Source organism: Candidatus Pantoea communis, from assembly GCF_011752685.1.
GTDB classification, from domain to species: domain Bacteria; phylum Pseudomonadota; class Gammaproteobacteria; order Enterobacterales; family Enterobacteriaceae; genus Pantoea; species Pantoea communis.
Genome location: NZ_VWXC01000001.1, coordinates 295,911 through 319,615 on the forward strand (window position 1 = coordinate 295,911; position 23,705 = coordinate 319,615).

Sequence of the window (23,705 nt, forward strand, 5' to 3'; positions counted from 1 at the left end):
TCTCTGTATTTGCGTTATTTCCTGAGTAAAAAAAACGGGAATTCAGTTCCCCTCGACCTGAATCAGGGAACCAGACTCAGGAAAATCTCACCTAAAAAAAGCCAGAACTTTTTTCAGGCTTGAGTCGAAACCTTATAAGGAATCATGATGAACGTAACTGATACCAATGGCGCTTACCCGAATACGCCACAACCTGAACCGGAATATGGCGGCGCAAACCAGCCTTTTAACACCCCTGAACCGCCTCGTCAGCCCGGATCCGGTCCGGTCTATGACGGCGGCATGACGCCACAGAATCCGGTAAGCATGAACCCACAGCTTCAGCCTCCTGGCTCGAAAGGTGGCCTTCAGCCCCAACAACCGCTTCAGAACCAGAATCTGTCGGGAGGTCTGATTGGAACGATTGAACAAATGCTTCAGGAATTCCTTCAGAAACTGCAAAACCTGTTGAAAATGGTCGCCGGGAATACCGATCAGGGCGCGCCACCGCCTCCCTCGTCTGCCATTGCGTCACAGCCTCAGCTGATGGCAGGCAACACCGGATTAAGCGCGCCAGGCCCACAGGATATTTCGAATGTTCGTCTGGCCACACCGTCTGCCAGCGGCACCGATGCCAGCTCAACCGCTTCACCGAAAATGACCACAGGTGATACCTCGCTCAATACTGACGATCCCGATTTGAAAAAGCTGGTCGACAAATACGGCTCTGATTATCAGGCCGCGTCGAAAGAAACTGGCGTTCCGGCGAAACTGCTTGTCGCTGTCACCATGCAGGAATCTGGCGGCGATGTGAACGCGACATCGACGAACCCCGGAAACGGGAAAACCGATTCCGGCATGAACCAGATTAACCCGGATACGTATGCAGCGGTCAGGGCTGAACATCCTGATAAGCTGGGAAGCAATATGAATGATCCGAGCAATCAGATCATGTGTACCGCGCTTCTGTTGCAGCATGGCAAACAGAAATTCGGCACCTATGACGCCGCCCTTCGCTCATACAATTCCGGCGATGACCAGGTCGATAAAAACAATCTGTCGAATGTGACTATCGGCGATCCGAATTATGTGAATGAGGTGAACAAATACGCCGCCAAATTCAAGTAAGATTCAGGCGATCTTCGGATCGCCTTTTTTACGCCTGAATATTTCGCTTCTCAATCTGAGCGATATATCATTGAGTCTTGCGCTTATTCTTGCGAAGATGCACGCGCAATATTCTTGCGTTTATGAATGAATAACCTTAATAATAGAAGGGTGATTCGTTTCATTAAACCGTAATATTAAACAAGACGTAAAAGGTGTAAATCTATCCGTGAGTATTCAAACTTATCAAAATGCAAATTGATGTTAAGTGATTGTTAACCCTGAACTTTAAAACATTGATTTAAAATGCATTGATAAGATGATTAAAATAATCAAATGCTTGTCTGACCTGTTACTGAATATTCTTTACATTATTCCCTTTTCTAAAATCACGCCGCTTTCCTATCTTCAAATGTTATTTGCCGTGATAGCGTGACCTTATTCATCGGTAAAACTTCTGAAAGAAATCGTTGTATTCTTTTTGATAACGTGATCTCCTGGAGATTATCTTTCAGTTTTTCGTTTTGTGGAGTGAGCGCGTGGATACCCATTCAGAGATAACCATAAACACAGCTCAGGGACGACAAACAGAAATGTTCACAGAAGAGAATCAGGGCTGGCTTCAACGTCTGTCAACTCTGGATATCGATTTTGTGATCGAGGGCGAAACCGGGACGGGGAAGGATACGTTCGCGAGAACGCTTTATGAAATGAGCGACGTGACCGGTCCATTCATCGGCATCAATTGCGCCGCGATACCTGACGCACTGGCGGAGGCTGAACTCTTTGGCACGGTGCCTGGTGCCTATACCGGGGCGATGATGAAACCGCGCATCGGTCATATCGAATCGAGCCATGACGGGATGTTGTTTCTCGATGAAATCGACTCGATGTCCTTACAGCTTCAGGCAAAGTTTTTACGCGTCCTCGAAACCCGATCCGTGATGCGCCTGGGCAACACCGAAACCCATCCTGTCAATCTCAGGGTGATTGCGGCTGCACAACGCCCGTTAAATGAGCTGGTGGAGAAAGGCGAGTTTCGTTCCGATCTCTATTTCCGCTTGTCGACCGTCAAAATCACCCTCCCGAGCTTACGGGAAAAGGTGGAAACCATCATCCCCCATTTCCGGCATTTCGCAGCAGAGGCCGCGATTCGCTACAACACACCCTTACCCGCGCTCAATCAGTGCCTCACCGAATCGTTATTGATGCATCGATGGCCTGGCAACATGCGGGAACTCAAAGCCGCCGCGATGCGCTTTGTCCTGGGGATGCAGGTGCTGGAGAACACACGACCCGCGTCAATCAGCTGGACGCTGAAGGACAGAATGGCCCGAATCGAGTCCTGTTTAATTGAGGATTGTCTGACGCGCCATGATAATCAGGTGATGGATGCGGCGAACGAGCTGGGGATCCCGGCAAGAACGCTCTATAACAAGCTCAAATCCCTGAATTCACTGGCGAAATAAAATATTTTCAACCCCCGCTGGAACTGAAAATCGGTTCTGGCAACTTAATAAATGAATATTTCGATATTCATTTCATAAATTTAAGGAGATTGATTATGCCTGTATCATCAACTGGCGTTTCAACTGGCGCAGCGAACCAAAATGCTGACCAGTTCCAGGCGCAGATGGACACCATCGAAGCGAAGTCTATGCAAAACACCTTAGACAAGTCAGAACGTGACGTGAAAGATGCCTATGTTTCCGGCTATCAGAACTCGATCACCACCATGATCAGTTCTCAGGCATCCGACAAAATCCAGTTCTAGCGCGTAAGGAAGCCCTTCGGGGCTTCCTTTATCGAGGTCATATGAAAATCACACAAGATCCCTCTTCGTTGTTTGCCGATCAAAATGACATTTCCCTGACGCCTTCTCAACCGACGATGTCGGATGCGAGCCTGTTCGCTAATTCGCTGGATAACGAACCTGCCGATGTTGCGTCCAATGGTGGCATTCTGCATAAGGCCAGCGAGATGTTTGACCAGGTGAACAACGAGAAAAATCAACTCGACACCACCCTTCGCCGTGCCACACAGAGTACCGATCCGCTGGCCATGAACAAGGCTGAGGGTCAGCTCTCAAACTATTATCTTGAAAGCATGATGAACACAAAGATTGTTTCGAAGGCTGTGCAAAGCCTCGACAAGATCACCAATTTACAGTGACTGCATGAAACGTATTTTGCTCGCCGTCTCCATCCTGCTCTTGCTTGGATGTGATGCGAAGGTGCCGCTGAATAGCGACCTTTCCGAATCCGATGCGAACGATATTATTTCCGAGCTGGGACATTACGACATCACCGCCGATAAGCAAATCGATAAAACGGGTGTCACCTTACTCGTGAATCAGTCTGACATCGATCGATCTGTTCGTATCCTGAACGCCGCAGGCCTGCCGCATAAAGCCCGAACCAACCTGGGCGAAATGTTTCAAAAGAATGGGATTATATCCAGTCCGCTTGAGGAACGCGCTCGCTATATCTATGCCCTTTCGCAGGAGCTGGAATCGACGCTTTCCCAGATTGACGGCGTGGTGCTCGCGCGTGTCTCTGTCGTCTTGCCTGAACGCGTGGCACCGGGTGAACCTGTTCAGCCTGCCAGCGCTTCGGTTTTTATTAAGTACACCTCAGAACTCGATCCCGATGCGATACGACCCCGCATCCACCAGCTGATCGCGGCGAGCATTCCCGGCCTGTCCGGTAAATCCGATGATGCGATTTCAATCGTGTTTTTCCCGGCTGTCGCTTATCACGACCATATCAACATGGTGTCTGTCGGACCGATTCATATGCGTGAAACCACCTTTAACAGCGTTAAGGTTCTCTTGCTGGTGGTGCTGATCATGGCGTTGTTAGGCGGCATCGGGGCGGCGGTCTGGAAGCAGATTAAGAAACGAAAGCAAAGCGGAACGGATCTGGCGGTGACAAATGATTGATGAAATCGACTGGCTGAACTGGTGGCGCTCAGGGTTCGTCACCGACATTCATGAAAGCTGGGAGAGTCTGCCCTGGTTCGATCTGAGTGAGCGCGAACAGATGCGCCTTTATCAGGATTCCCCTTCAGCGGTAAGAGCGCTGTGTCAGATTCCGGTCGCGAAAGTGATCGCGCCAGATACGCGAACCCTGAAATATATCGATCTCTCTCCTGTAAGGGAAAAGGCGATGTTAAAACTGGTTTCCTCGCTCTGTAATCATCAGTACACCCATCTGTCGATTCAGGATCAGCGCTGGTGCGAACGGATTATCAAAGGCATTCGACCGGAAACCTTCTTACCGACAGGCATTGATTATCGTCGTCCGGCTTATCTCTATTCCCTCACACAAAAAATGTTTGTCGATCCGGTCTGGCAACGATTACGCCTTCGGTTCAATCGTGAGGAGGTGCTCGAATGTGAGGAACGGGGTTTAATCATTTCAGCCGGATCGCTCAACCGTGCGCGCGCCCTCTTTGATGCAGCATTGTGGAGAATGGAAAGAAAATGATCCGTCTGCCCGTCGTGACGCTCGAATTTGAACCCGACCCGATTGAGGGTGTGCTGATCACCCGTCAGATGATGGAAGAGGACAGCGCCGCCGCGTCTCTGATGGAAATCACTGAGGCGCATTGTCAGCAGCTGATTGAACAAACCGAAAAAGACATCATAGAAATGAAAAAAAAAGCCACCGAGGAACATCAGAAACGTCTCGCGCAAATCCTTGAGGAAATGGAACAGAACTTCCTCGATAAATCCGAGGGTTTGTTTGCCGAATGGTATCAGGAACGTGAACGAGATAGCGATGAAATCACCGAAAGGGCAAAAGGCCTGGTCGAAAAAGTCTTTATGGCCATGCTCGATCAGCTCCCGGATGAAGACAAACTTCACGCGGTGTTTCGTCAGATTCAGCGCAGCGCGAATACCCGCACCGAGGCGACGCTTTATCATCATCCCGATCATGCTGAAGAGCTGGCTGAATGGATGTCGAAATATCATCTAGCCATGTGGGCACTCAATCCAGATGACAAGCTTTCGCATGATGAACTTATTCTTGCCACCGACAAAGGTGAACTGTCACTGACCTGGGCAGGTTTTCAGAAACATTTGGTCTCGCGATTAATGTAAGGAGTGAAGATGTCGAACATGCTTGATATTCAAAAACGCCTCGATCACCAGCTGTCGAAATCGAACCATTCGGTTTCGGATATGGCGAAAAACATGGAGGGTCAATCCCCCACCATGCAGGATTTATTCATGTTTAAAAACGCGTTGAGGAAAGAGGCCACCGCGAACCTCGCAGATAACCAGCTTCAAACGCTCAAGCATAACCTGAGCAAATCCATCATCGATTCTATCAGCTGAACAATATGCGGTAAGGGAAACTTTACCGCGTTAAGGGATAACAGTGTTAAATCGTTCAACGCGCTTAATTCGTTCGGCTTTATTTGCCCTGACTACCACAGCAATCACTTTCCAGGCTTTTGCCCAAACTCCGCATAGCTGGTCGGAGGGTGCCTATGCGTATGCCGCGCAAAATACACCGCTGAAAACTGTCTTACAGGATTTCGCCACCAGTCACAGTGTCAGTCTTAACATCCCTGTGGATTTTGATGTCAATGTCGACGGGAGGCTTCGCGCGGATTCCCCTTCTGATTTCCTGAATCGGCTAGGTCTGCAATATCGCTTTCAATGGTTCGTCTATAACGACACGCTGTATATCAGTCGCCAGTCCGATCAAATCTCGCGACGGATCAAAGTGTCAGCCGATGCCGCGCCTGATTTAAAACAGGCCTTAACGGATGTCGGTTTGCTGGAATCGAAATTCGGCTTCGGTGAACTGCCTGATGACGGCGTTGTGATCGTGACCGGCCCTCCAGAGTATGTCCGACTGATTCAGGATTTCAGCGCGAAGGACAAGGACAAGAAAACGAGCAAACAGATGATGGTGTTTCCCCTGAAATATGCCTCTGTGGCTGACCGCAATATTCAGTATCGCGATAAAACAATTTTGGTTCCGGGTGTCGCGACCATTCTCGCTGAATTGTTAGGACAGAAAACCGGGAAGAGTGCATCAGGGGTTCAGCAAAATTCCGATGCAACAGGCGGTATGAAGGGACGGATGGAACAACAGATTCGGGATCAGTCTGATTCGATTCTAAACGACCTCGTCAACTCACAAACCTCCGGCCCCAAATCTGATGACGATGATAACCCGGATGAACTTCATCCTTACGTCTCCGCAGACGTGCGAAACAATGCGTTGTTAATTCGCGATGACCCGAGCAAACGCGATGAATATCAGTCTCTGGTTTCCCAGATTGACATCCCTCAGAAGCTGGTTGAAATCGATGCGATGATTGTGGATGTCGACCGGAAATCGATGAATGAACTTGGCGCAAACCTTCGCGGCACATTCGGGAACATCACCGCCGGGTCAACCCTCTTTCGGGGTGCAAGCTCGTTATTCGTGACCGATTATTCGCGGTTCTTCAGCCAGATTCAGGCGCTTGAGGGTTCGGGCAATGCCTCCATCGTGGCGAATCCCTCGATTCTCACCCTTGAGAACCAGCCCGCTGTGATTGATTTAAGTGACACGGCGTTTATTTCTGAGGTCGGTGAGCGCGTGGCTGAGATTGAGCCAGTCACCGCCGGAACCAGCTTACAGGTGATGCCGCGTGCGATTGGAACAGGACAACATCAAACCGTTCAGCTTGATGTCAATATCGAGGATGGGAAAGTTGACCGCGACGATGACAACAAAGCGACTGGCGATCAGAAAGTCACGATATCGACGCAGGCGCTTGTACAGGAAAACGGGTCGCTGGTAATGGGTGGCATTCATTCGCGGGAAACGGGCGACATGAGTCATCGGATCCCTGTCTTAGGTGACATCCCTTATATCGGCCACCTCTTCTCTTATACCCGTCATGAAACCAATCAACGCGAACGGCTCTTTATCATCACGCCTCACCTGATAGGCGATCAGGTTGACCCGACACGTTATATTTCAGCGCGTGACCGTCAGCAGCTGGCGAGCGACTTAAGAGGCATTCAGAACCGCCAGGAATATTCCGCGATGCGCGGCAACATCGAGAACGCGCTTCGTGATTTGGCTGAAAATAAAGTGCCGGAAGGCTTTGAATCCGGTGGTGAGGGTGTCGCGATCAATCAGCTCTGTACTCTCCCCTCTGGACTCATGGTCGACAATTCTCGCACCCAATGGTTTAACAACAAAACCGTTCAGCTGAGTGTCGGCGTGATGAAGAACATTACTACTCAACCGATTCGTTTTGATGAGTCAAGCTGTGCAGATGACGATGTGTTGGCCGCAGCGGTCTGGCCGGGTTCGACGATTGCGCCGGGTCAGCAATCTGAAATTTACGTCGCCTTCCGTTCCCGAGGTGAAAGCCGTCGTTCGCGTCAGTCTCTACTGACCTCAAATTCAAATGTGATCCGCTATCAGGAGTGAGAATGTCAAAGCTTATAACCCTCATGATAACGGTCATGGTGTTATCAGGATGCGCCTCTAAAACCAAATCGACCTGTGACGATGTTTCCTGTCGTCCGCAGTCAGATAATCACCATCTTGTTATCTGGTGGCCACAGTCAATGCGCGAATCCGATCAGAGTTATTCGAAAATGCCCGTTCGATAATATAAAGGGGAACCAATTCAGAGAGAAATTAACTTAATAGGTTGAAGGATGTCACATTCATTAGTTCATTCACATTACAGGAAACACGCTATGCGATTAAATTTAGGCGGTATGACTGACGTTGCGCCTTCTCAGGCGCGCTCGATGGCCGATAACCAGCGCTGGAGCATGAACAATCAAATGCTTTCTCGCGAACAGGATGAAACAGGAGTGTATGGTGGTCTGACAAATCCCGGCGAGATGGTCGGGAAAATGTTCAGCGGTTCGCTGTTACGCAACAATCTGTTTGATGACAACAACTCCAACGCCTTTGGTACGGGTCAGGATGCCGCGAACCTGGGCTTGAGCATGTGGAACAATTCCAGCTCGAACCCGGTGTTCACAGGTGCGGAACCTGGCGGTGCCAGTATGGGTGCGACCGTACCTGAATCCCATCTTTATTCGGTGCTGGAAGAAGTGCTTCGTAAGATGGGGATTAACATGCACGGTTCGGTTTTCAACCCGAACACAAACCCCGCGATTACGGGCGCGCTGACCGATGGCCTGACCTCTGGTCTTCAGAACCGCGAGGTGGTCAGCCAGCCCACCCCAACCATGAGCAATGATGCAAAAAGCGCAAATCAGGTCGGTAATGCGATTGGCCAGAACCTGAATGTGAACCTCGCATCAGGTGCGATCAACAATTGTCGTTTAGCCTCACCGAATCCCGCTCCGTCTGACGATAATTCCACGTCAAACCTTGCCACCTCAAACCCCGTACAGGCATCAAACGGCGCTGGCAACATCGGCGGCGATAAAGAAACGCGTGAACTGATCGGTCAGTATATGGATCAGCACACCAACGTTTACAGCAAGCCTGAAACCACTGACGGGAAAGACACCTCCTGGAAGGATGCGCTGGCCAATCAGGATAAGCTTTCCGGTAACTCAATCGCGCTGGTGAACATTGCCCGTCAGGATCTGATTACCCATCTTGAGGGCGGTAACGTCGGTGACAATCATCCTCATGGCAATGTTTCGTGTGCGATGATGAATGCCGATGCAGGTCAGACCAATGCGGCCATCGCTCAGAATCAACGTCAGCAGCTGATGACGGTTTAACGTTTCATATTGTGGATAACAAAAGCGAGGGAAGGCATTTGCCTTCCCTTTTTTTATTCGCTTCGATAATGATATCGACAGGCCATCACTTTGATCTGATTATCCTCACAGGTATAAATCAGACGATGATCCCCCTCGATACGCCGTGACCAATACTCAGGGTAATTGAGTGTTAAGCGTTCTGGTCTACCTATCCCCTCAAATGGAGAGGTGTCAATCTGTTTTATCATCATGTTAATTTTGGATAACATGGTCTTGTCCAGCTCCTGCCAGTAAAGATAATCCTCCCAGGCATTCGCAGAAAACTGAATAATTTTATTCATTAAATATCACCTAAACGTCAATAAGTTCGTGAACACAAAGATTATCTTTCTTGTCCTCTTCTATTGATTTAAGTAATCGCGAATGCATCACCGGACTTTTCATGATGTGAAAGGTTTCGTTAAGGGAATTGAATTCGGCAAGGCTCATGATAACAACCACCTTACCGTTCTTTCGATTGATAAAAACCGGCTCTGAATCATCATAAACCTTATCCATAATTGCAGTGAAATTTTGCCGTGCTGTTGAATAATTAATAAATTGCATTTGTAATTCTCCTCTAGTCTAGTGATTCGTCTCAAACTATAGAGGGCGCGTCTGGGAGGTACAATCAGCGAAAGTGGAAGAGTAGGATCAAACTGAGCGGAATAAAAAAAGGAAGGCTTTCGCCTTCCTTAATGATGTTTAACCTTTTGTGTCAGTCAAGGACTTCTCTTCCTCTGGGTTTCATACGATCCCATTCAAGATCTTCATCGGTTAATTGATACATTTCAGGAGTATCCTTTCGAGTGAAGAAAGCAAAAGTAAAAGGAATTCCCTTTGCCTCTTTCATTTTTTGTTCCTCAGCTTTCCTGTTGTCGAAACGCTCCTGAAGCATCATCCAGAACTGTGCATTACTTCCCAGCGCTTCAGAAATCTTTTCTGCAAATTCAGGAGTGACATTTACATTACCTGCAAAAAAATTGCTGATTTTTCCTGGATCAACTTTTATCCATTCAGAAAACTGAGTTAACGTTATCCGTCGCTCATAAAGAAGCGTCGAAACAATTTTCCCTGGATGTATTCTTTCATATGAACGCATGAAAAACCTCTGAAATCTAAAAATATGAAAATTAAATTTGTGGATCAATAATATTGATAATCTTAGAAATGACTTCATTCACAAGCGCTTCATCAGCTTGAGTATAATAAGTTGCTCCTCTTGAAATCAAATCAATAGCTTTGAGTTGATGACATAACACAACACCGCGAAGGTTTCCATTATCAGTATCGTGAGGAAGAACGTTAACTGTAACACCGAATGAACGAGCGGATTGAGCGCCCGTTGATATCGGACAACACATCGCGACCTTTAGCGCTCGATTTAAATCACCATCAGTGATGACAATAAAATAATGAGGGTCTTTCAATTCATGCCCGAAGACTGGGTTTGGATCAACATGCCAGATTTGACCGCGAGCGGGTGACTTCCTTGTTACCATGCCTCGTTGCCCACCTTATCTTCGCCAAATCCTTTAACGGATGCATTTAAGTGTTCAATCTCGTCCTGATCAATGGTTTTTAAAAGCTCAGAGACAGTGAATGATCCGCGCGGAATGTGTTTCGATTTCAAAGAACGCACCTCAAAACTCAAATCATGCTCCTCAAGAGCGATCGAATCGCCCACACTTAAACCATATCGTTTCACAGTGTGGCTGGGTATCGTAAAGATGATCGCGCCGCCTTGCTGTCTCAGTTTGATTGTCTGCATTGTGTTTACTCCCCTAGTGAAAGTAGAACAATTGTAGCACAACCAATGATAACATCAAGCCCTGCCATTAGATTTTTAAAATAAAGGAAATGACGAACTTGAAAATTAAAGTCAAAGGCACATTAACTCCTGAAAGATTAGCTCAGGCATTTAAAGCCACATTAAATAGCATTAGTTATTATCGAGAAAATCCTGATGAATTTATTATTAAAGGATGCACTATTTATTTTAATTTTTGGAGCAAAGAGAGGAGAGCTAATGTTAATTTTGTTTATAAAGATACGGGAGAAGAAGTTGATTATCATGAAATCTGTTTTGCCGATCCAAAACCTCCAAAGAAACCTAAAAAACCCAAGCTAAAATTAATTAAAGGCGGTAAAAAATGAGTTGATATTTTAATCTTCCTGAAACTCAATCGACATTCCTGGCTGAAGCTCTTCGATAGAACGGATCAAACGGTAAATCGCCGCGACCGATTTGATGGTTTCGCGCGGGATGAACTCTCCCTCCTCTGTCGTTCGGTATAGGTTTCGGGTGAGCCAGATGTAACGCACCACAGGTTTATTCGCGGCATGAGCCATCGCAATCACCTCTTTCGCCTCGTCATCCTGAGCCTTGAATAACACTTTCGGTAAGGCGGTTTCATCCGGGTTATAAAACAGACCCACCGCGAAATGTGTCGGGTTGACCATGACCACATCAGCCTCCTCAACGCGTTTCGCGGCGATTCGCCGCACCGGTCCGTTCAGAATTTCATGTGAAACCTGTTTGCGATGACTCTTCGCGTGAGGGTCTCCCTCAAGCTGTTTGTACTCCTGCTTGATGTCCTCATGACTCATGCGATTCTGTTTGAGATAGAAATATTTCTGAATGGCAAAGTCAGCAACACTGAACACCAGCAAAACGCCGATTGAGGTATGAGTCATGATTTTTAATAGCTCGACACCCGCTTTCATGAACCCTTCCAGATTGCCGCTTGAGAGTTCAGTTATTTCCTGAAGATGGGATCGCAGCAAAAGCATAAACACGCCGCTTAACACTACGGCTTTAAAAATGCTGATGAAGATTTGCAACCATTGTTTGACCGCGAACATTTGTTTGATTTTCGGCAGCGGATTAAGCGCATCGAATTTCGGTGCCGCCGCCTCTGGCGCAAACAATGGCCCGATCTGAATCCATCCAGCCAGCGGACGAACAATAATCACGGTGCCAGCGGTCAAAAGCGTTAACACCGAACCGATTAAGAACGCCTGACCCGCTACATCATTCACCGCCTGTTCGAACGGCACGTTAAGGCGCAGCGTCGGCAATACCATCAGCGCTTTGAGCTTTTCAATGGTGTCATCGAGCATGGCAAACACCACTTCCATCACACCCAGCATCACCAGTAACTTTGAAACGTCCTGGCTCTGGCTGACCTGACCTTTCTTGCGGTTTTCAGAAAGCTTATGATCCGTTGCCTGTTCTGTTTTTTCACCACTCATGAGGGTTCCTTTGTGAGTAGATCATGTAAGTGAGGTATCAGGTCACGCAGGGCTGAGAAGCGGACTCCGGCCATGTGTTCCAGAATCGGCAGATACACAATAAAAAACAACATACCGACAAGACATTTCAGCGGAACCGATAGCACGTTTGCCTGAAGCTGAGGCGAATAAATGCTGATGATTCCGACCGCGAATTCGATCAGCAACAACATTAAAACGAGTGGGCCGGCATAAAGCACGGTATCGGTAAAAAAGCCTGAGACCTGATCGAGTAATTGTTTAAAGCCCTCTTCTGTGAATCCTGGTAAGAGCTGGTTTACAGGCCAGAGGCGATAAGAATCCCAGATAACCTGAGTGACAAGCGACAGACCAAAGGTCATCACCAGAAACACCATCGACCATCGAAGCAGGATATCCCCGAGCGGCGTGGCGTCTGGCCCCAGCGCCGGGTTCAGCTCTCCGGCATTCAGTGCGCCGCGCTGGGAATCAAAAAGTGACCCGACCGAGTTGAACAACCAGAACGGCAGCGCAAGCAGATACCCGAGCAACAACCCGAGAATGATTTCCTTGAGTGCAAGTCCGACAATTGCCCACGGAGTGAGCAAAAGCCCGGAAATCGAAGGCTGAATGACAGGCTCAACGAACAAGGCGAGAGAAACGACTATGCCATTTCTCACCATGCCTCTGAGTGTGGAAAAGGAAAAGATAGGACAGAGAAGCAAACAAGGCATGATCCGCGCGATGCCTAAGGCAACGGCGATCATGCCCTGAAATAACGTGCCGATGATATCAGTGAACATCAGACTTTCCCGGCAGTGGCCATCATGTTAAAAGCGGTTTCGGTCAGGTTAAGCAGCTCGACCCCGACCCAGCGTCCTGACATGGCAAGCGTCCCTCCCACCGCGAGCAACTTAATCGCAAAGGGCAAGGTCTGATCCTGCAACTGCATCACCGACTGAAGCAATGACACAATCACCCCGACCACCACCGCGACCACCAGCGGGGGCGCGGATAACATCACGACAAGAATCATGGATTGTTTGAACAGATACATGACATCCATTTCACTCTCCTTACTGGTAACTGTAAAATAAGCCGTCGAGTAAACGCGTCCAGCCGGAAACCATCACAAACAACAGAATTTTCAGGGGTAAGGAAATCGTCATCGGTGAAACCATTTGCATTCCTAGCGCCAGCAAGACGTTTGAGACCACCAGATCCACCACCAGGAAGGGAATGAATATCAGGAATGCTATCTTAAACGCGCTTTGCAGCTCTGAGAGCACAAAGGCCGGAATGAGTAACAGGAGATTGTCCTGATGCGTCACCACGTCAGCGGCTAAATCCTTTGGCCACATCTTCTGGGCGTTTTCGGTGAGGTGTGTTAAGACATCAGGATCGGTATTGCGCGTCATGAAATGCGTCAGCGGTTCGATGCCATAATTCAGCGAGGCTTCGAGTTTTTCGGTGCTGGTGGTATCGAGCGGTTTCTCTTTAAAACGCGTCTGCATTCCATCGAGAACCGGAGCCATTACAAAGAGCGTGGCCGCAAGGGCAATCCCATAGAGTGCCATGTTCGGCGGCACCTGTTGAACGCCGATGGCATTACGGGTGAGCATCATCACCGTTGAGACTTTCAGAAAGCAGGTGGTAATCATGAGTAACAACGGGATCAGCGATATTGCCCCGAGCAATATCGCCAGTGCCAGCGGATTAAACGAGCTGATATTTTCCGGCATCAGGGATTACGCCTCACCCGTACCGCGAAAGACATTCTGAAGTTTCAGACCCAGCGCGCCGTTTACATTAACGAGCAAGCCTTTCCCGAGAATATGCGTTCCATGACATAAAAGCGCCTCACCTGGCGTGACATGATCCACCAGCAACATCGACCCGGCATCGAGATTTTGCAGCTCACCGAGCGTCATCGAAAGATTGCCGCAATGAATGGTCAGGTCGAGTTTCAACCCGCCGAAGGAGTGCGGTGAAACCTCTGGCACCTGATCTAATGCCTCTTCTACCACCACTTCGTTTTCATCATGTTCTTCGTTCATAATCCTGACCTGTTTTCGGGTGATCCTTATAAGGTATTGGTGAGAATTATTCGTTTCTGGTTCCAACTCGAAATAAAATTCTGTTCCACTGAGCGGAATTACTCCCTCCCCCTCAACCGTCATAAACGGCATGGTCGGTAAAAGAAGATCGCCCTCCGTTAACGATTGTAAGCGCTCAACGGAAAGGGAAAATTGACCGAGAACAAACGGCATTTTGATCGGCAATGCCACAGGAAACGGAATCGCCATCGGATCGAGGATTTTTTCTGACATCCATAGATCGAGCAATTCAAAAGAAAGTCGGGCGAGAAAATGGGTTTCGACATCGCCTTTCATGATGGTGATGTCAGCGGTCAGAAAATCGGTTTCCTCTTCTTTGCTGGTGGTAAAGAAACGAAACAACGTTTTGAAATCCTCATTCATTCGCCCGTTCACCAGCTCGATAAACCAGGGCTGAGGATCGTTCGCCGCCTCACTGAAGGTCGGAATATCCGCGACCAGCGCCAGAAAAGACGCCGGGTCATTAATCTCAATGGGGCCATGCGCACAATGGAGATGATAAAAGGAAGAGGTGGACACTCCCTCGACCATCTTTATCTGAAAAAAACCGTCATTCAAATCACGGCGAAAGGAGAGCTTGCGCCCTGCCCCAATCCAGCGGCGAAGGGTGGCCTCTTTAATCGTCACGAAAGGAAACATCATAGGGCATCAATCCGTTTAAACTTAAGGCGAATTGCTTTACCCATTCGCTTTGACAATAACCGTTCGGCTTCTTTTTCAATGCCGATCATCTTCGGCAAAACCGCTTCCTGAAAACCCAGCGTCACCATCGTTTCACCGCTGTCGCCTGGCGTTAATCGCGCGGTCACATCCCCGCTTTGTCGAAACCACATCGAGAATTCAGCCGGGAGGGTTTCATGTTCCTGGATGCCCCACATCAGATCCGGCGTCAGTTCGGTAAATGGATGATTCGGCGAGTGCTGTTCGGCTTCAGGTTCGCTGGCTTTCTCCTCAGCCAGATCGGCAAAATGAAAATTCAACGCCTCAAATTCAGCCATGCGATCGTTTGGGTCAGTCATCAGACGTTTGAAATCGTGGGCATCCTTTTTGCTGGGAGTATTTTTTGAAGATTTAGTCTGAGCAGATGATGAACGTCGGATCGGCTCAGGGGATTTTGTGGGTGTCGTGGTGACAGGTTTATGCGTGGCGGGATGTTTGATTACCGGCTTCACATCAGATCCTTTTGTTCCAGAATATATTCAAGCTTTTCGATTTCGCGCTGACAGTTTTCGATATCCGTTTGCGCCGAACCGATGACCTCAAGCTGTTGACTGATGGCGTCCATCTTTCCGGCGTTATCCTCTTCCTGTTTAAGAAGTTTGGTGCGCGCCATCTTTTCGTTTTCCAGCGTCTGAAATAATTTCTCATGCATCATCACAACACCTGTGTGATGTTTGGTGAAATCATCGAGCGCTTCTTTGTACTGGTCACGGAATTTATTCAGGCGACGCTGACCGATTTTCAAATCGTGCTTGAGGTTTTTGAGTTTCTTATTCTCAGCGGTTAAAGCATTTTTGAGTTTCGCAAGTTTGCGCTCGCGGAGCGGTAACAACATCGTTGCCGTTTTTAACAGCTCATAATCGGCGCGCTCTTTCTCTTCGTCATAGTCCGGCAGCACGGATCGTTTCCTCTAATTTATTGAGCATATGAATAAAGGGTTCGGGATGATGATTTTCCTGTTGCAGGAAGGCCGCGATTGACGGCTGAGCCTGAACCGCAACATCGGTCATCAGATCGTTGCCCTCCTGGTATTCCCCAAGACGAATGAGCATTTCGACCTGTTGATAAGATGCCATCAGTTGACGGAATTGACGGGCGAGCATCATATGATCGGATTCGACGACATTCGGCATGGTACGTGATAGGCTCTGAAGGATATCAATCGCCGGGAAATGCCCTTTTTCAGCGAGCTTTCTGTTTAAGATAATGTGTCCGTCAATCAGCGATCGCACCTCATCGGCCACGGGATCATTAGGGGAATCCGCTTCCATCAGGACAGAGTAAAGCGCTGTGATTGCGCCCTTAGTGGTCTTTCCGGCACGTTCAAGCAGTCCGGGAAGCAAGGTATAGACTGACGGCGGTAAGCCGCCGCGCCCTGGTGGTTCCCCCAACGCCAGACCGATTTCACGTTGCGCGCGCGCAAAGCGCGTGAGCGAGTCGATAATCAGTAAAACGCTCATGCCTTTATCGCGAAATGATTCGGCGATCCCCGTGGCCGTAAAGGCCGCGCGCGCGCGTTCCATGCTGGTTCGGTCAGAGGTGGCACAGACCATCACCGTTTTTGCGCGTAACTGGTCATCGAGTTCATGCTGTAAAAACTCACCCAGCTCGCGGCCACGCTCACCAATCAAGCCAAACACAATCACATCACAGGGCGTATTCCGCGCAATTTCCGCGAGTAACGTGGTCTTGCCGCATCCGGCTCCCGCGAAAAGTCCCATGCGTTGACCGATGCCTAAAGTGATCATCCCGTCAATTGCGCGAACCCCTGTCGCGAGCGGTTCGCTGATGCGAGGTCTGTCTGTCGCGGAAGGCGCGTTACCAAGAACAGAGGTCGCATCAGGGTGTTCATCATCCATCGCGAACGCGGAGACCGATTCTTCATCCATTGGCCAGCCGAATCCGTCGAGAACAGACCCGAGCAATTTTTCGGAAGCCGAAATCTTGTGCGGCTGGTAAAGCGGCGTCACGGGTGAGCCTTGCGCGATCCCGTTGAGTTGTCCGAGGGCTGAAAGCAAGGTACTTTCCGGGTTAAATCCCACAACCTCCGCCATCACCTCTTGATTGTCTTTGCCCATAACCCGACACAGATCACCAATCCTTGCATCCGGCAAACTCGCCTCTAACAAAATGCCGGAAACACCTGTGATGCGACCATGTATCTGAACGGGTTTCGCCTCCATTAACAGGCATTCTTTTTGCCTGAACCATTCATCCAGCTTGCTCATTACCATTTCACCGAAATGTTTTCAGACCCGGTAAATTCAACGGTGTCTTTTGTGATTTTGGACAGGGTGAAGCCTTGCTCTTTATCCCCGATAAACAGTCGACGACCGTCTTCAATGACGACGTTCGCCCCCTTACCCGCTGTTATCTGTACAATGCGGAATGGTAATCTCAGCACTTTTAAGGCGGTGGCATTGATCAAAGGAAGCGAAACTTTGTATTCGTCATGCAAAGAGGACATCAGGCGGGACATGATTTCGAGCTGGTTCTCTGTCAGTTCACCGTTGAGGGTGAGTCCGTGTTCATCACCTGTGATAGTCACCAGTTTATTGAGGTCGCGATCTTCCAGCTTTTTCTCCAGCACAGCGCGCAAGGATTCCGCATCGGTTATCGCGATGCGATTATCAGGGGTTTCATTCGTGGTTTTTGACGCGGATAAAATCCAGGAAACCACAATGACCACACCGAGCACAATCAGCATCACCACAGAGGGTTTAAACCAGGCGGGGAAACGACTCGATTCGCGTTCAGGTTTGGGCTGAGCGGTTTCAATGAGACCATCGGCATTGATGGGGATAAGGCTTGAAGACGTCCAGGGCGTATCGGATTCACTCACCACAAGCCAGACACCTGACAACATGAAGGGTTGATTGGGTTCAAGCGTTAAGGTGTCGTTCACCCTCCCGCCCTCAGCAAGGTAAATATTCCCCTCATTCGGTGCAAGATGCCAGGTTTCATCACGTTTTGACAGGGTGGCATGTTTTGCGAGAATGTCCGCGTCACACAGCTGGAGATCGCTTTCCTCATGATTGCCTAACTGCCAGTTTTCCCCGCTTAACGGCAACGTTGCCCCCTCATGCAATCCGTTTAACACGCGCAATTCAAACATCTTCCATTTCCTCAACCATCGGGTTATGTTCCTCAATCAGGTTTTCGTTAATGTCTATGCGCCCTTCCACGTTAACCGGAAGATTGAATTCGAGTTCGGCAAAAGACAGGACAGCAACATGATTGAATTCGTTTTGAATGAGCGTTCGTAAGGGAGAGCGTAAGTCTTGCGCCACCAGCATCACCCCCTGATTAATGGAGCGGTAAGGCGGGAACACTGAGCGGATCTGATCCATGAACAGCTTCATCCGTTCCTGGTCGAGAGTAAAGAAGGTATCGGTGTTGGTGTGCCTCAAGGCCTCGCGAAGGATTTCCTCTGTCTCAGGCGTCAGGAGCCAGGCAAGTAACCCCTCACCGTCGGTGCTGTGCTGATAACAGAGGTGTTCTTTAATATCGATGCGAACCTGGTCGATTAACATCCCCGTGTCGCGCTCGCTCCCATGCATCAGCAAGCTTTCGGTGATGGTTCGGATGGCTCTTAAGGAAATGCGTTCGGCCACCAGCCTCTGAAGGACGCTCGATAAGCGCGCGACGGGAAACACACGCTCGAATTCCTGTGCCACCTCTGGCAAATCACTTTGTAACCATGAGACGATCGCGCGGGTTTCCTGCATCCCGATAAAGCGCGGCGCAGACTGAAACAACGCTTCTTCCATTTTCGCCAGCAACAAATCATTCCCTGACCAGGAGAGTTCACCGCTGGTAAGATATGGATCATCCTCCTCAAGCCAGATGAAATCCTCCTCAGGGGCAATGTCGGATTCCTCAGCGTGGGTTTTGTCTTCAAGCTGGCGCGTATAGCCGATGCGTTCCACCGCGCGTTTATTTTGGGTGATGGTGGCGATGACTTTGGGGATTTCATACACCAGAAACCGAAACTCATCCTCGCGTTGTAAGGTGGTGAACTGGATATCAAACACAGGTAACGTGAACCCGAACTGATTTACGATGCGATTTCGAATGCGTCGGATTTCCTCGATGATCTGAATAACATGCGGATCGCGTTCCCGCCCAGCTGGAAAACTCAAGAGAAACAACCTTGCCGGGTTAAAGGTGCGTAAATCGTTCTCGCCGTTTTCCTCTGGGATGATTTGATTTTCATTCGTGCTGGTGGCGGCCTGACGTCGGTCTCGCCAGAGTTGAAACGTACCCGATCCGATTGCGCCGGTCCCGAGAATCATGAAGACAATCGTTGGCATTCCTGGCAATAAGCTGAAGGCGAACATCCCCACTCCGGCCATAATCCAGGCTTTCGGTTGCTGGGTTAACTGTTGGGTGATTTCCTTACCGATATTGTGATCGAAACTTTCCTCGTTAGCGGAGACGCGGGTAATCATCATCCCGCTGGTGAGCGAAATTAAGAGCGCTGGGATCTGGTCAATCAGGCCATCGCCGATGGTGAGAATGGAAAACGTGTGCATCGCATCCCCCGCCGTCATTCCCAGCTGAAGGATCCCAATACAAAACCCGCCAATAAGGTTAATGGACAGGATCACAATCCCGGCCATCGAATCCCCTTTCACGAATTTCATCGCGCCATCCATCGCGCCGAAGAGCTGGCTTTCTTTGGTGAGGTCTTCCCGTCGGCGTTTCGCCTGAGCGACGTTAATCAGTCCGGCGCGCAAATCAGAGTCAATCGACATCTGTTTCCCAGGCATCGCATCCAGAGTGAAACGTGCGGCGACTTCGGCGACGCGTTCTGAGCCTTTCGTGATGACCAGAAAGTTCACCACGGTCAATATCAAGAACACGACAAGCCCCACCGCCAGATTGCCGCCTACGACGAAGTTTCCGAAAGCGGTGACGATGTGTCCGGCATTTTGCTGAAGCAGGATTTGACGTGTTGTCGAAATCGACAAGCCCAGACGAAACATCGTCGTCAGCAACAACACGGAGGGGAACGTAGAAAACGCGAGGGGTTTGGGTAAGAACATCGCGTTCATGATCAGCAAACACGACATGCTGATGTTCGTGGCAATCAGGACATCGATAAGCGGTAAAGGCAGCGGGATGATCAACATAAAGACCACTGCCAGGGCAATAAAACCCCCTACGATTTCCGATCGTTCCATCGCGTGATAAGCGATTTTATTGAGCAAATTAAACAGTTGGTTCATAAGGCGTGACCGAGACGATTCTTCTCCATCTGTGCCAGCTCACCGTTTAAGGTACGAACCAGTTTAATCGCGCCGTCGCGATGATTGCCTTTGTCACCCCAGACGTTTTCCGGCAAGCGCTCAATTAACCGAAGCAGATGGTTAAAGTAAAACGGATGACGTTGAGAGTCGTCACCGATGGTTTCGAGTCCCAGCGATAAGAGCTGATTCGAATAGAACCCGTTCTTACACATCCCGAGTAAGGTTCGGGTCATCGTATCCACTGACATTTTGACCCCGCCAAAACTCTGACCGATGCGGGTGAGAAAATCCGTCACCTCTTTTATGGTGTTACTCAAAAGCTGAGTATCATTGAGACCGTTCATAAGGCGACGTAAGGCCATCGGAGGGATAGAGGGGGCAAGTGAGGCGATATCATCAGCCAGCGCGCGCTGAAGCGTTTTAAGCGCAGGAAGAAAGCCATCCACACCAAACTTTGCCAGCAACATATCGAGTATGGAATCTGACGATTGCTGACCGACCACGCCTTCATAATACATTTTGCGCAAGGTTTTCTTTTGCGTCTTATCCGTTGAGAATGTCGCGAAAGCGTGTGCGGTGTTGATTCCTGCTGAGACCTCAGCGCCGTGTTGTTCCACCAGCTGATTAAGCATCGCCTGAATGCGCGCCAGTAATTGCGGCTGATGTCCCTCTTCGAGGTTCATCGCCATCAGGCTCAGTGAGGCATACGCTGAGGCCGGATCGTTATCGGTTTCCTGTAAAAGTGCATCGAGCTGTTCACGTTCAGGCGTTTTTTCGAGTATCGATCGAATGCGCGTTTCGCGTTCAGCTTGTTCTTCGTCACGACCGCCTTCGAGTAATTCGCTGAGCTGTTCGATATGCGTAAAGCGCAGTAAGAAACCGCCTTTCTTCGCGCGGTTAAGCTGTTGCTGACGCTCGATGCGCGCGCGGTTCTGATCGATTTGCTGAGCAAGTGAACCCTCAGCGGCGTGTTCGGCCTGTTCAGTCTGAAGTTTTGCCTGATGAATAGGGTGAACGGGTTGTTGATGGTCTTGTTTCTTTTTCGATTCGACGACCGATTCGATCAGTGCTTCATTCTCTTCAAGCTGAGGATGATGGGGTCGGCGTGGGTGGTGAACGTGCATATTCATAGTTGAGACCTGAGAGGGGATTTTAAAATTGAGTGAAAAAATCGCCTTCTCAGTTCCCTACTTTATCACCTGCCAGAATTGGCAGTGAATTCGGTTGAAAATTGCCATTAATGGCAATAATCATCGCCTAAGACTATTCCTAATCATTTATTTTCAATAACTTACGACAATCAAAGTTGGCATGAGTTCTGCAACACACTCTTATCATCAACACAGGAGGTCTTATGGTTGCCTTATATGCTGACATGATTGAACACGTTTTGATTGACTGGGAAACGGTCATGAAAGAAACCGAAAAACGGCTTCACAATTTCATCCGTAAACGCGTATCGAATTTTGCCGATGTTGACGACCTGGTTCAGACCACCTGGCTTGAGGTGTTGATCCACAAAGGACGCTTTAAAGGTCATGCCCGACCGGAAACCTGGATATTTGGGATCGCGATGAACCTGGTGAAAATCTATTACAAGGATTCGCGCCTTCGCGCTTATAACACCGCGCCTGTCGAGTCGATGGAAAATGAACACAATCCGAAAGATGAACCAGAAATCATTCTTGAGGGGCGAAAGAACCTGTCGCTCGCCATAGAGAACTTTAAAAAGATGCCGGAGGAATATCAGAAATTACTGACGGTACTCATTGAAAATGACGTCGGTTATCAGGAGCTGGCCGATACCCTATCCATTCCTATCGGCACCGTCCGTTCCAGACTTTCCCGTTTACGTGCCTTTCTGAAAAAAGAAATGCGATGGGAGGCCTAGAAAGAGAAAAGGGGAAACAGCCGATTCCCCTTTGTGTTATTAGCGCAAATCTGCCAGTTTTTCTGACGATTAATTATTACCGGAAGTCGAGGCGTGTTCAACCCCGGCTTCCGCGCCTTTTTCCCCGCCGCGCTGTGCGGTTTGTCCGGCAGCGTAACCGATTCCTTTTTCACCATTGGCGGCGGCTTGCTCGCTTGCCGCTGCACCCGCATCCATTCCGGCTTCTTTCGCGGCACTCACCCCGGCTTTGAGTCCTCCTTCAGCGGCGGCTTTGGCACCTGCCTGAATCCCTGCCTGAACGGCAGCGCGACCGACTCCCGCACCGAGCGCCGCCTCACCCAGGCCCGGAATCAGAATCGAAAGACCTGTTGTGATCCATCCGAGGATGTCGATCATCTTAAAGAACCCGCCGCCCATTTCTTTCTTTTCATCGGGCTGGGTTTTCTGGCCATCGTACATATCGCGACGGGCTTTCATTTCGTCTGGGGTATCGATATAAGAAGGCGTTGGCGCAGGTGCGATTTGATTGGTGCCATGTGCAATGAACGCATCAATATCGCCTTTGGCAATTTTCTTATCATTCGACTTGTGAAAGAAATCACCGCCAGCGTGATGCATTCCGTTATCTAGCATTGAAAACAACATAGAATTTGGCTTAAGCAAAAGCTTTGCCGCATCACGAACATCCTGAGGCTGATTTTTATCATCGGCAATCTTCTGAAGGCTTTTCGGCGTGATATCGCCATCCTTAAAGAAAATGTCCTCGTTGTTTTTGACTGTGTTCAATGCATCCGCTTCGTTGACATTCAGCTTCACGTTATAAGACGCCTGGTCACACAACGCCTCACGCGATTCCTCTTTGTCAGGATCGGTCATGCCTGTATATTTCGCCCACTGGTCAGGGTGATCGGTCATGTACTTCGCCGCCGCCTGAACCTGTGGAGGACACTTATCAAGGGGTTGTTTCCCGTCTGCGATATCCTTCATGGTTTGTAGGCTCAGATTCTTCGGCAAACTTTGCGAATAGAGATAGAGTTCCCGAATCGCATCGTTGCCCGTCATTTCCTGTGGAGGTGTGCCGGGTGGTGCATCTGAGGGAACATAGGTGTGCGTGTAGGTTTCAGCCTGTTGATCGGAATAGGCCATAAAATCAGGCGTTTTCTTGATGGCCTGAATGTCATTAGCGGCAATCTTTCCGTCGACTTTACCGGGCGTGGCGTTGTCGATTTTGTCGTACATATCAGGATCGGAAAGCAAGGTGTTCAATGCGCGTTGCATATCAGGGGGTGTTTTCGGATCATCGGCGAGTTTCTTGAGGTCATCTTTGTTCATCGCCTTCGTGATCAATCCCTCGTTTCGACCCAGCGTGTTCACGACGTCTTCATATGACATGGGTTGATCGGTGCCATCCTCAGGAATGACGTTCAGCCCTTTTGGTGGGTTCGTGATAGTGGTGGCAATTTGAGGAGGCTGAGTCGATGTCTTCGTTGAGGTGTCTTGATATTGAATACCCCCATCTAAGGTATTCTGTTGATTCAATTGCTGAGGTGAGGTCTGACTCACATCGGGTAAACCTGAAACCGATAAGTTTGAAATTCTCATGATGGATCCTCACAAAATCCGAATGCTTA

The 23,705-nt window shown here is 49.2% G+C and carries 30 protein-coding genes; 13 read left to right on the forward strand and 17 right to left on the reverse strand.

Annotation, left to right across the window (positions count from 1 at the left end; genetic code table 11):
* Positions 1 to 147 precede the first annotated feature (147 nt).
* From F3J37_RS01445 to F3J37_RS01490, 11 genes are all read left to right on the forward strand, one after another.
* Positions 148 to 1,107 (forward strand): lytic transglycosylase domain-containing protein, encoded by a 960-nt coding sequence (locus F3J37_RS01445; protein ID WP_166931337.1) that lies wholly within the window; start codon positions 148 to 150, stop codon positions 1,105 to 1,107.
* Between the two features lie 572 nt (positions 1,108 to 1,679).
* Positions 1,680 to 2,555 (forward strand): sigma 54-interacting transcriptional regulator, encoded by an 876-nt coding sequence (locus tag F3J37_RS01450; RefSeq protein ID WP_166719118.1) that lies wholly within the window; start codon positions 1,680 to 1,682, stop codon positions 2,553 to 2,555.
* Positions 2,556 to 2,650: 95 nt separating this feature from the next.
* On the forward strand, positions 2,651 to 2,860 hold the full coding sequence (locus F3J37_RS01455) for a hypothetical protein (protein ID WP_166718820.1): 210 nt from the start codon (positions 2,651 to 2,653) through the stop codon (positions 2,858 to 2,860).
* A gap of 41 nt (positions 2,861 to 2,901) precedes the next feature.
* Positions 2,902 to 3,258 (forward strand): EscF/YscF/HrpA family type III secretion system needle major subunit, encoded by a 357-nt coding sequence (locus F3J37_RS01460; RefSeq protein ID WP_166718819.1) that lies wholly within the window; start codon positions 2,902 to 2,904, stop codon positions 3,256 to 3,258.
* 4 nt (positions 3,259 to 3,262) lie between these two features.
* A complete protein-coding gene (gene sctJ, locus F3J37_RS01465; RefSeq protein WP_166718818.1) occupies positions 3,263 to 4,027 on the forward strand; it encodes a type III secretion system inner membrane ring lipoprotein SctJ in 765 nt (254 codons plus the stop codon).
* Positions 4,020 to 4,574: a hypothetical protein gene (locus F3J37_RS01470; RefSeq protein ID WP_166718817.1), complete on the forward strand. Its 555-nt coding sequence runs from the start codon at positions 4,020 to 4,022 to the stop codon at positions 4,572 to 4,574. The genes sctJ and F3J37_RS01470 overlap by 8 nt, the downstream gene beginning before the upstream one ends.
* Complete coding sequence (locus tag F3J37_RS01475; RefSeq protein WP_166718816.1) at positions 4,571 to 5,191, forward strand: HrpE/YscL family type III secretion apparatus protein; 621 nt, start codon at positions 4,571 to 4,573, stop codon at positions 5,189 to 5,191. The genes F3J37_RS01470 and F3J37_RS01475 overlap by 4 nt, the downstream gene beginning before the upstream one ends.
* 18 nt (positions 5,192 to 5,209) lie before the next feature.
* Positions 5,210 to 5,428 carry a type III secretion protein HrpF gene (locus F3J37_RS01480; RefSeq protein ID WP_240154044.1) on the forward strand — a complete coding sequence of 73 codons (219 nt, stop codon included), beginning with the start codon at positions 5,210 to 5,212 and terminating at the stop codon, positions 5,426 to 5,428.
* 43 nt (positions 5,429 to 5,471) lie between these two features.
* A complete protein-coding gene (gene sctC / locus F3J37_RS01485) occupies positions 5,472 to 7,535 on the forward strand; it encodes a type III secretion system outer membrane ring subunit SctC (protein ID WP_166718814.1) in 2,064 nt (687 codons plus the stop codon).
* Between the two features lie 35 nt (positions 7,536 to 7,570).
* On the forward strand, positions 7,571 to 7,720 hold the full coding sequence (gene hrpT / locus F3J37_RS28445; RefSeq protein ID WP_304623222.1) for an HrpT family type III secretion system protein: 150 nt from the start codon (positions 7,571 to 7,573) through the stop codon (positions 7,718 to 7,720).
* A 90-nt stretch (positions 7,721 to 7,810) separates the two neighbouring features.
* Complete coding sequence (locus F3J37_RS01490; protein WP_166931340.1) at positions 7,811 to 8,821, forward strand: hypothetical protein; 1,011 nt, start codon at positions 7,811 to 7,813, stop codon at positions 8,819 to 8,821.
* A gap of 53 nt (positions 8,822 to 8,874) precedes the next feature.
* On the opposite strand, the gene F3J37_RS01495 is transcribed toward F3J37_RS01490, so the two are convergent.
* From F3J37_RS01495 to F3J37_RS01515, 5 genes are all read right to left on the reverse strand, one after another.
* Entirely contained in the window at positions 8,875 to 9,144 is a 270-nt protein-coding gene (locus F3J37_RS01495; RefSeq protein ID WP_166718812.1) for a Txe/YoeB family addiction module toxin, read from the reverse strand.
* A gap of 10 nt (positions 9,145 to 9,154) precedes the next feature.
* Positions 9,155 to 9,409 carry a type II toxin-antitoxin system Phd/YefM family antitoxin gene (locus F3J37_RS01500; RefSeq protein WP_166718811.1) on the reverse strand — a complete coding sequence of 85 codons (255 nt, stop codon included), beginning with the start codon at positions 9,407 to 9,409 and terminating at the stop codon, positions 9,155 to 9,157.
* 151 nt (positions 9,410 to 9,560) lie between these two features.
* On the reverse strand, positions 9,561 to 9,944 hold the full coding sequence (locus F3J37_RS01505) for a HigA family addiction module antitoxin (protein WP_166718810.1): 384 nt from the start codon (positions 9,942 to 9,944) through the stop codon (positions 9,561 to 9,563).
* 31 nt (positions 9,945 to 9,975) lie between these two features.
* On the reverse strand, positions 9,976 to 10,344 hold the full coding sequence (locus F3J37_RS01510) for a type II toxin-antitoxin system PemK/MazF family toxin (protein WP_166718809.1): 369 nt from the start codon (positions 10,342 to 10,344) through the stop codon (positions 9,976 to 9,978).
* Complete coding sequence (locus F3J37_RS01515; protein WP_166718808.1) at positions 10,338 to 10,613, reverse strand: AbrB/MazE/SpoVT family DNA-binding domain-containing protein; 276 nt, start codon at positions 10,611 to 10,613, stop codon at positions 10,338 to 10,340. The genes F3J37_RS01510 and F3J37_RS01515 overlap by 7 nt, the downstream gene beginning before the upstream one ends.
* Positions 10,614 to 10,711: 98 nt before the next feature.
* Here F3J37_RS01515 and F3J37_RS01520 point away from each other — a divergent pair, with 98 nt between their 5' ends.
* Positions 10,712 to 10,999: a hypothetical protein gene (locus F3J37_RS01520; RefSeq protein WP_166718807.1), complete on the forward strand. Its 288-nt coding sequence runs from the start codon at positions 10,712 to 10,714 to the stop codon at positions 10,997 to 10,999.
* 9 nt (positions 11,000 to 11,008) lie between these two features.
* Here F3J37_RS01520 and sctU read toward each other — a convergent pair whose 3' ends face one another.
* Genes sctU through sctW form a run of 11 tightly spaced genes read right to left on the reverse strand, consistent with a single transcriptional unit; the run spans position 11,009 to position 21,313 of the window.
* A complete protein-coding gene (gene sctU, locus F3J37_RS01525) occupies positions 11,009 to 12,097 on the reverse strand; it encodes a type III secretion system export apparatus subunit SctU (RefSeq protein ID WP_166718806.1) in 1,089 nt (362 codons plus the stop codon).
* On the reverse strand, positions 12,094 to 12,897 hold the full coding sequence (sctT, locus tag F3J37_RS01530) for a type III secretion system export apparatus subunit SctT (RefSeq protein WP_166718805.1): 804 nt from the start codon (positions 12,895 to 12,897) through the stop codon (positions 12,094 to 12,096). The genes sctU and sctT overlap by 4 nt, the downstream gene beginning before the upstream one ends.
* The gene (gene sctS, locus F3J37_RS01535; RefSeq protein WP_166718804.1) at positions 12,897 to 13,160 is read right to left on the reverse strand and encodes a type III secretion system export apparatus subunit SctS; all 264 of its coding nucleotides are present in this window, start codon (positions 13,158 to 13,160) and stop codon (positions 12,897 to 12,899) included. Before sctS ends, sctT begins: the two co-directional genes overlap by 1 nt.
* A gap of 10 nt (positions 13,161 to 13,170) precedes the next feature.
* On the reverse strand, positions 13,171 to 13,836 hold the full coding sequence (gene sctR / locus F3J37_RS01540; protein WP_166718803.1) for a type III secretion system export apparatus subunit SctR: 666 nt from the start codon (positions 13,834 to 13,836) through the stop codon (positions 13,171 to 13,173).
* 6 nt (positions 13,837 to 13,842) lie between these two features.
* Entirely contained in the window at positions 13,843 to 14,853 is a 1,011-nt protein-coding gene (locus F3J37_RS01545; RefSeq protein ID WP_166718802.1) for a FliM/FliN family flagellar motor switch protein, read from the reverse strand.
* On the reverse strand, positions 14,850 to 15,383 hold the full coding sequence (locus tag F3J37_RS01550; protein ID WP_166718801.1) for a hypothetical protein: 534 nt from the start codon (positions 15,381 to 15,383) through the stop codon (positions 14,850 to 14,852). The genes F3J37_RS01545 and F3J37_RS01550 overlap by 4 nt, the downstream gene beginning before the upstream one ends.
* Positions 15,380 to 15,829, reverse strand: a complete 450-nt coding sequence (locus F3J37_RS01555; RefSeq protein ID WP_166718800.1) for a hypothetical protein — start codon at positions 15,827 to 15,829, stop codon at positions 15,380 to 15,382. Before F3J37_RS01555 ends, F3J37_RS01550 begins: the two co-directional genes overlap by 4 nt.
* Positions 15,813 to 17,159, reverse strand: coding sequence for a FliI/YscN family ATPase (locus tag F3J37_RS01560; RefSeq protein WP_240154045.1), 1,347 nt, complete (start codon positions 17,157 to 17,159; stop codon positions 15,813 to 15,815). The genes F3J37_RS01555 and F3J37_RS01560 overlap by 17 nt, the downstream gene beginning before the upstream one ends.
* Positions 17,159 to 18,046 carry an FHA domain-containing protein gene (locus tag F3J37_RS01565; RefSeq protein WP_166718798.1) on the reverse strand — a complete coding sequence of 296 codons (888 nt, stop codon included), beginning with the start codon at positions 18,044 to 18,046 and terminating at the stop codon, positions 17,159 to 17,161. The genes F3J37_RS01560 and F3J37_RS01565 overlap by 1 nt, the downstream gene beginning before the upstream one ends.
* The gene (gene sctV / locus F3J37_RS01570) at positions 18,039 to 20,162 is read right to left on the reverse strand and encodes a type III secretion system export apparatus subunit SctV (protein ID WP_166718797.1); all 2,124 of its coding nucleotides are present in this window, start codon (positions 20,160 to 20,162) and stop codon (positions 18,039 to 18,041) included. The genes F3J37_RS01565 and sctV overlap by 8 nt, the downstream gene beginning before the upstream one ends.
* On the reverse strand, positions 20,159 to 21,313 hold the full coding sequence (sctW, locus tag F3J37_RS01575) for a type III secretion system gatekeeper subunit SctW (RefSeq protein WP_166718796.1): 1,155 nt from the start codon (positions 21,311 to 21,313) through the stop codon (positions 20,159 to 20,161). The genes sctV and sctW overlap by 4 nt, the downstream gene beginning before the upstream one ends.
* Positions 21,314 to 21,537: 224 nt before the next feature.
* On the opposite strand from sctW, the gene F3J37_RS01580 reads away from it, so the two are divergent.
* On the forward strand, positions 21,538 to 22,074 hold the full coding sequence (locus tag F3J37_RS01580) for an RNA polymerase sigma factor (protein WP_166718795.1): 537 nt from the start codon (positions 21,538 to 21,540) through the stop codon (positions 22,072 to 22,074).
* Positions 22,075 to 22,143: 69 nt separating this feature from the next.
* On the opposite strand, the gene F3J37_RS01585 is transcribed toward F3J37_RS01580, so the two are convergent.
* Positions 22,144 to 23,676 carry an HrpF/NolX family T3SS translocon protein gene (locus F3J37_RS01585; protein WP_166718794.1) on the reverse strand — a complete coding sequence of 511 codons (1,533 nt, stop codon included), beginning with the start codon at positions 23,674 to 23,676 and terminating at the stop codon, positions 22,144 to 22,146.
* Between the last annotated feature and the right edge of the window lie 29 nt (positions 23,677 to 23,705).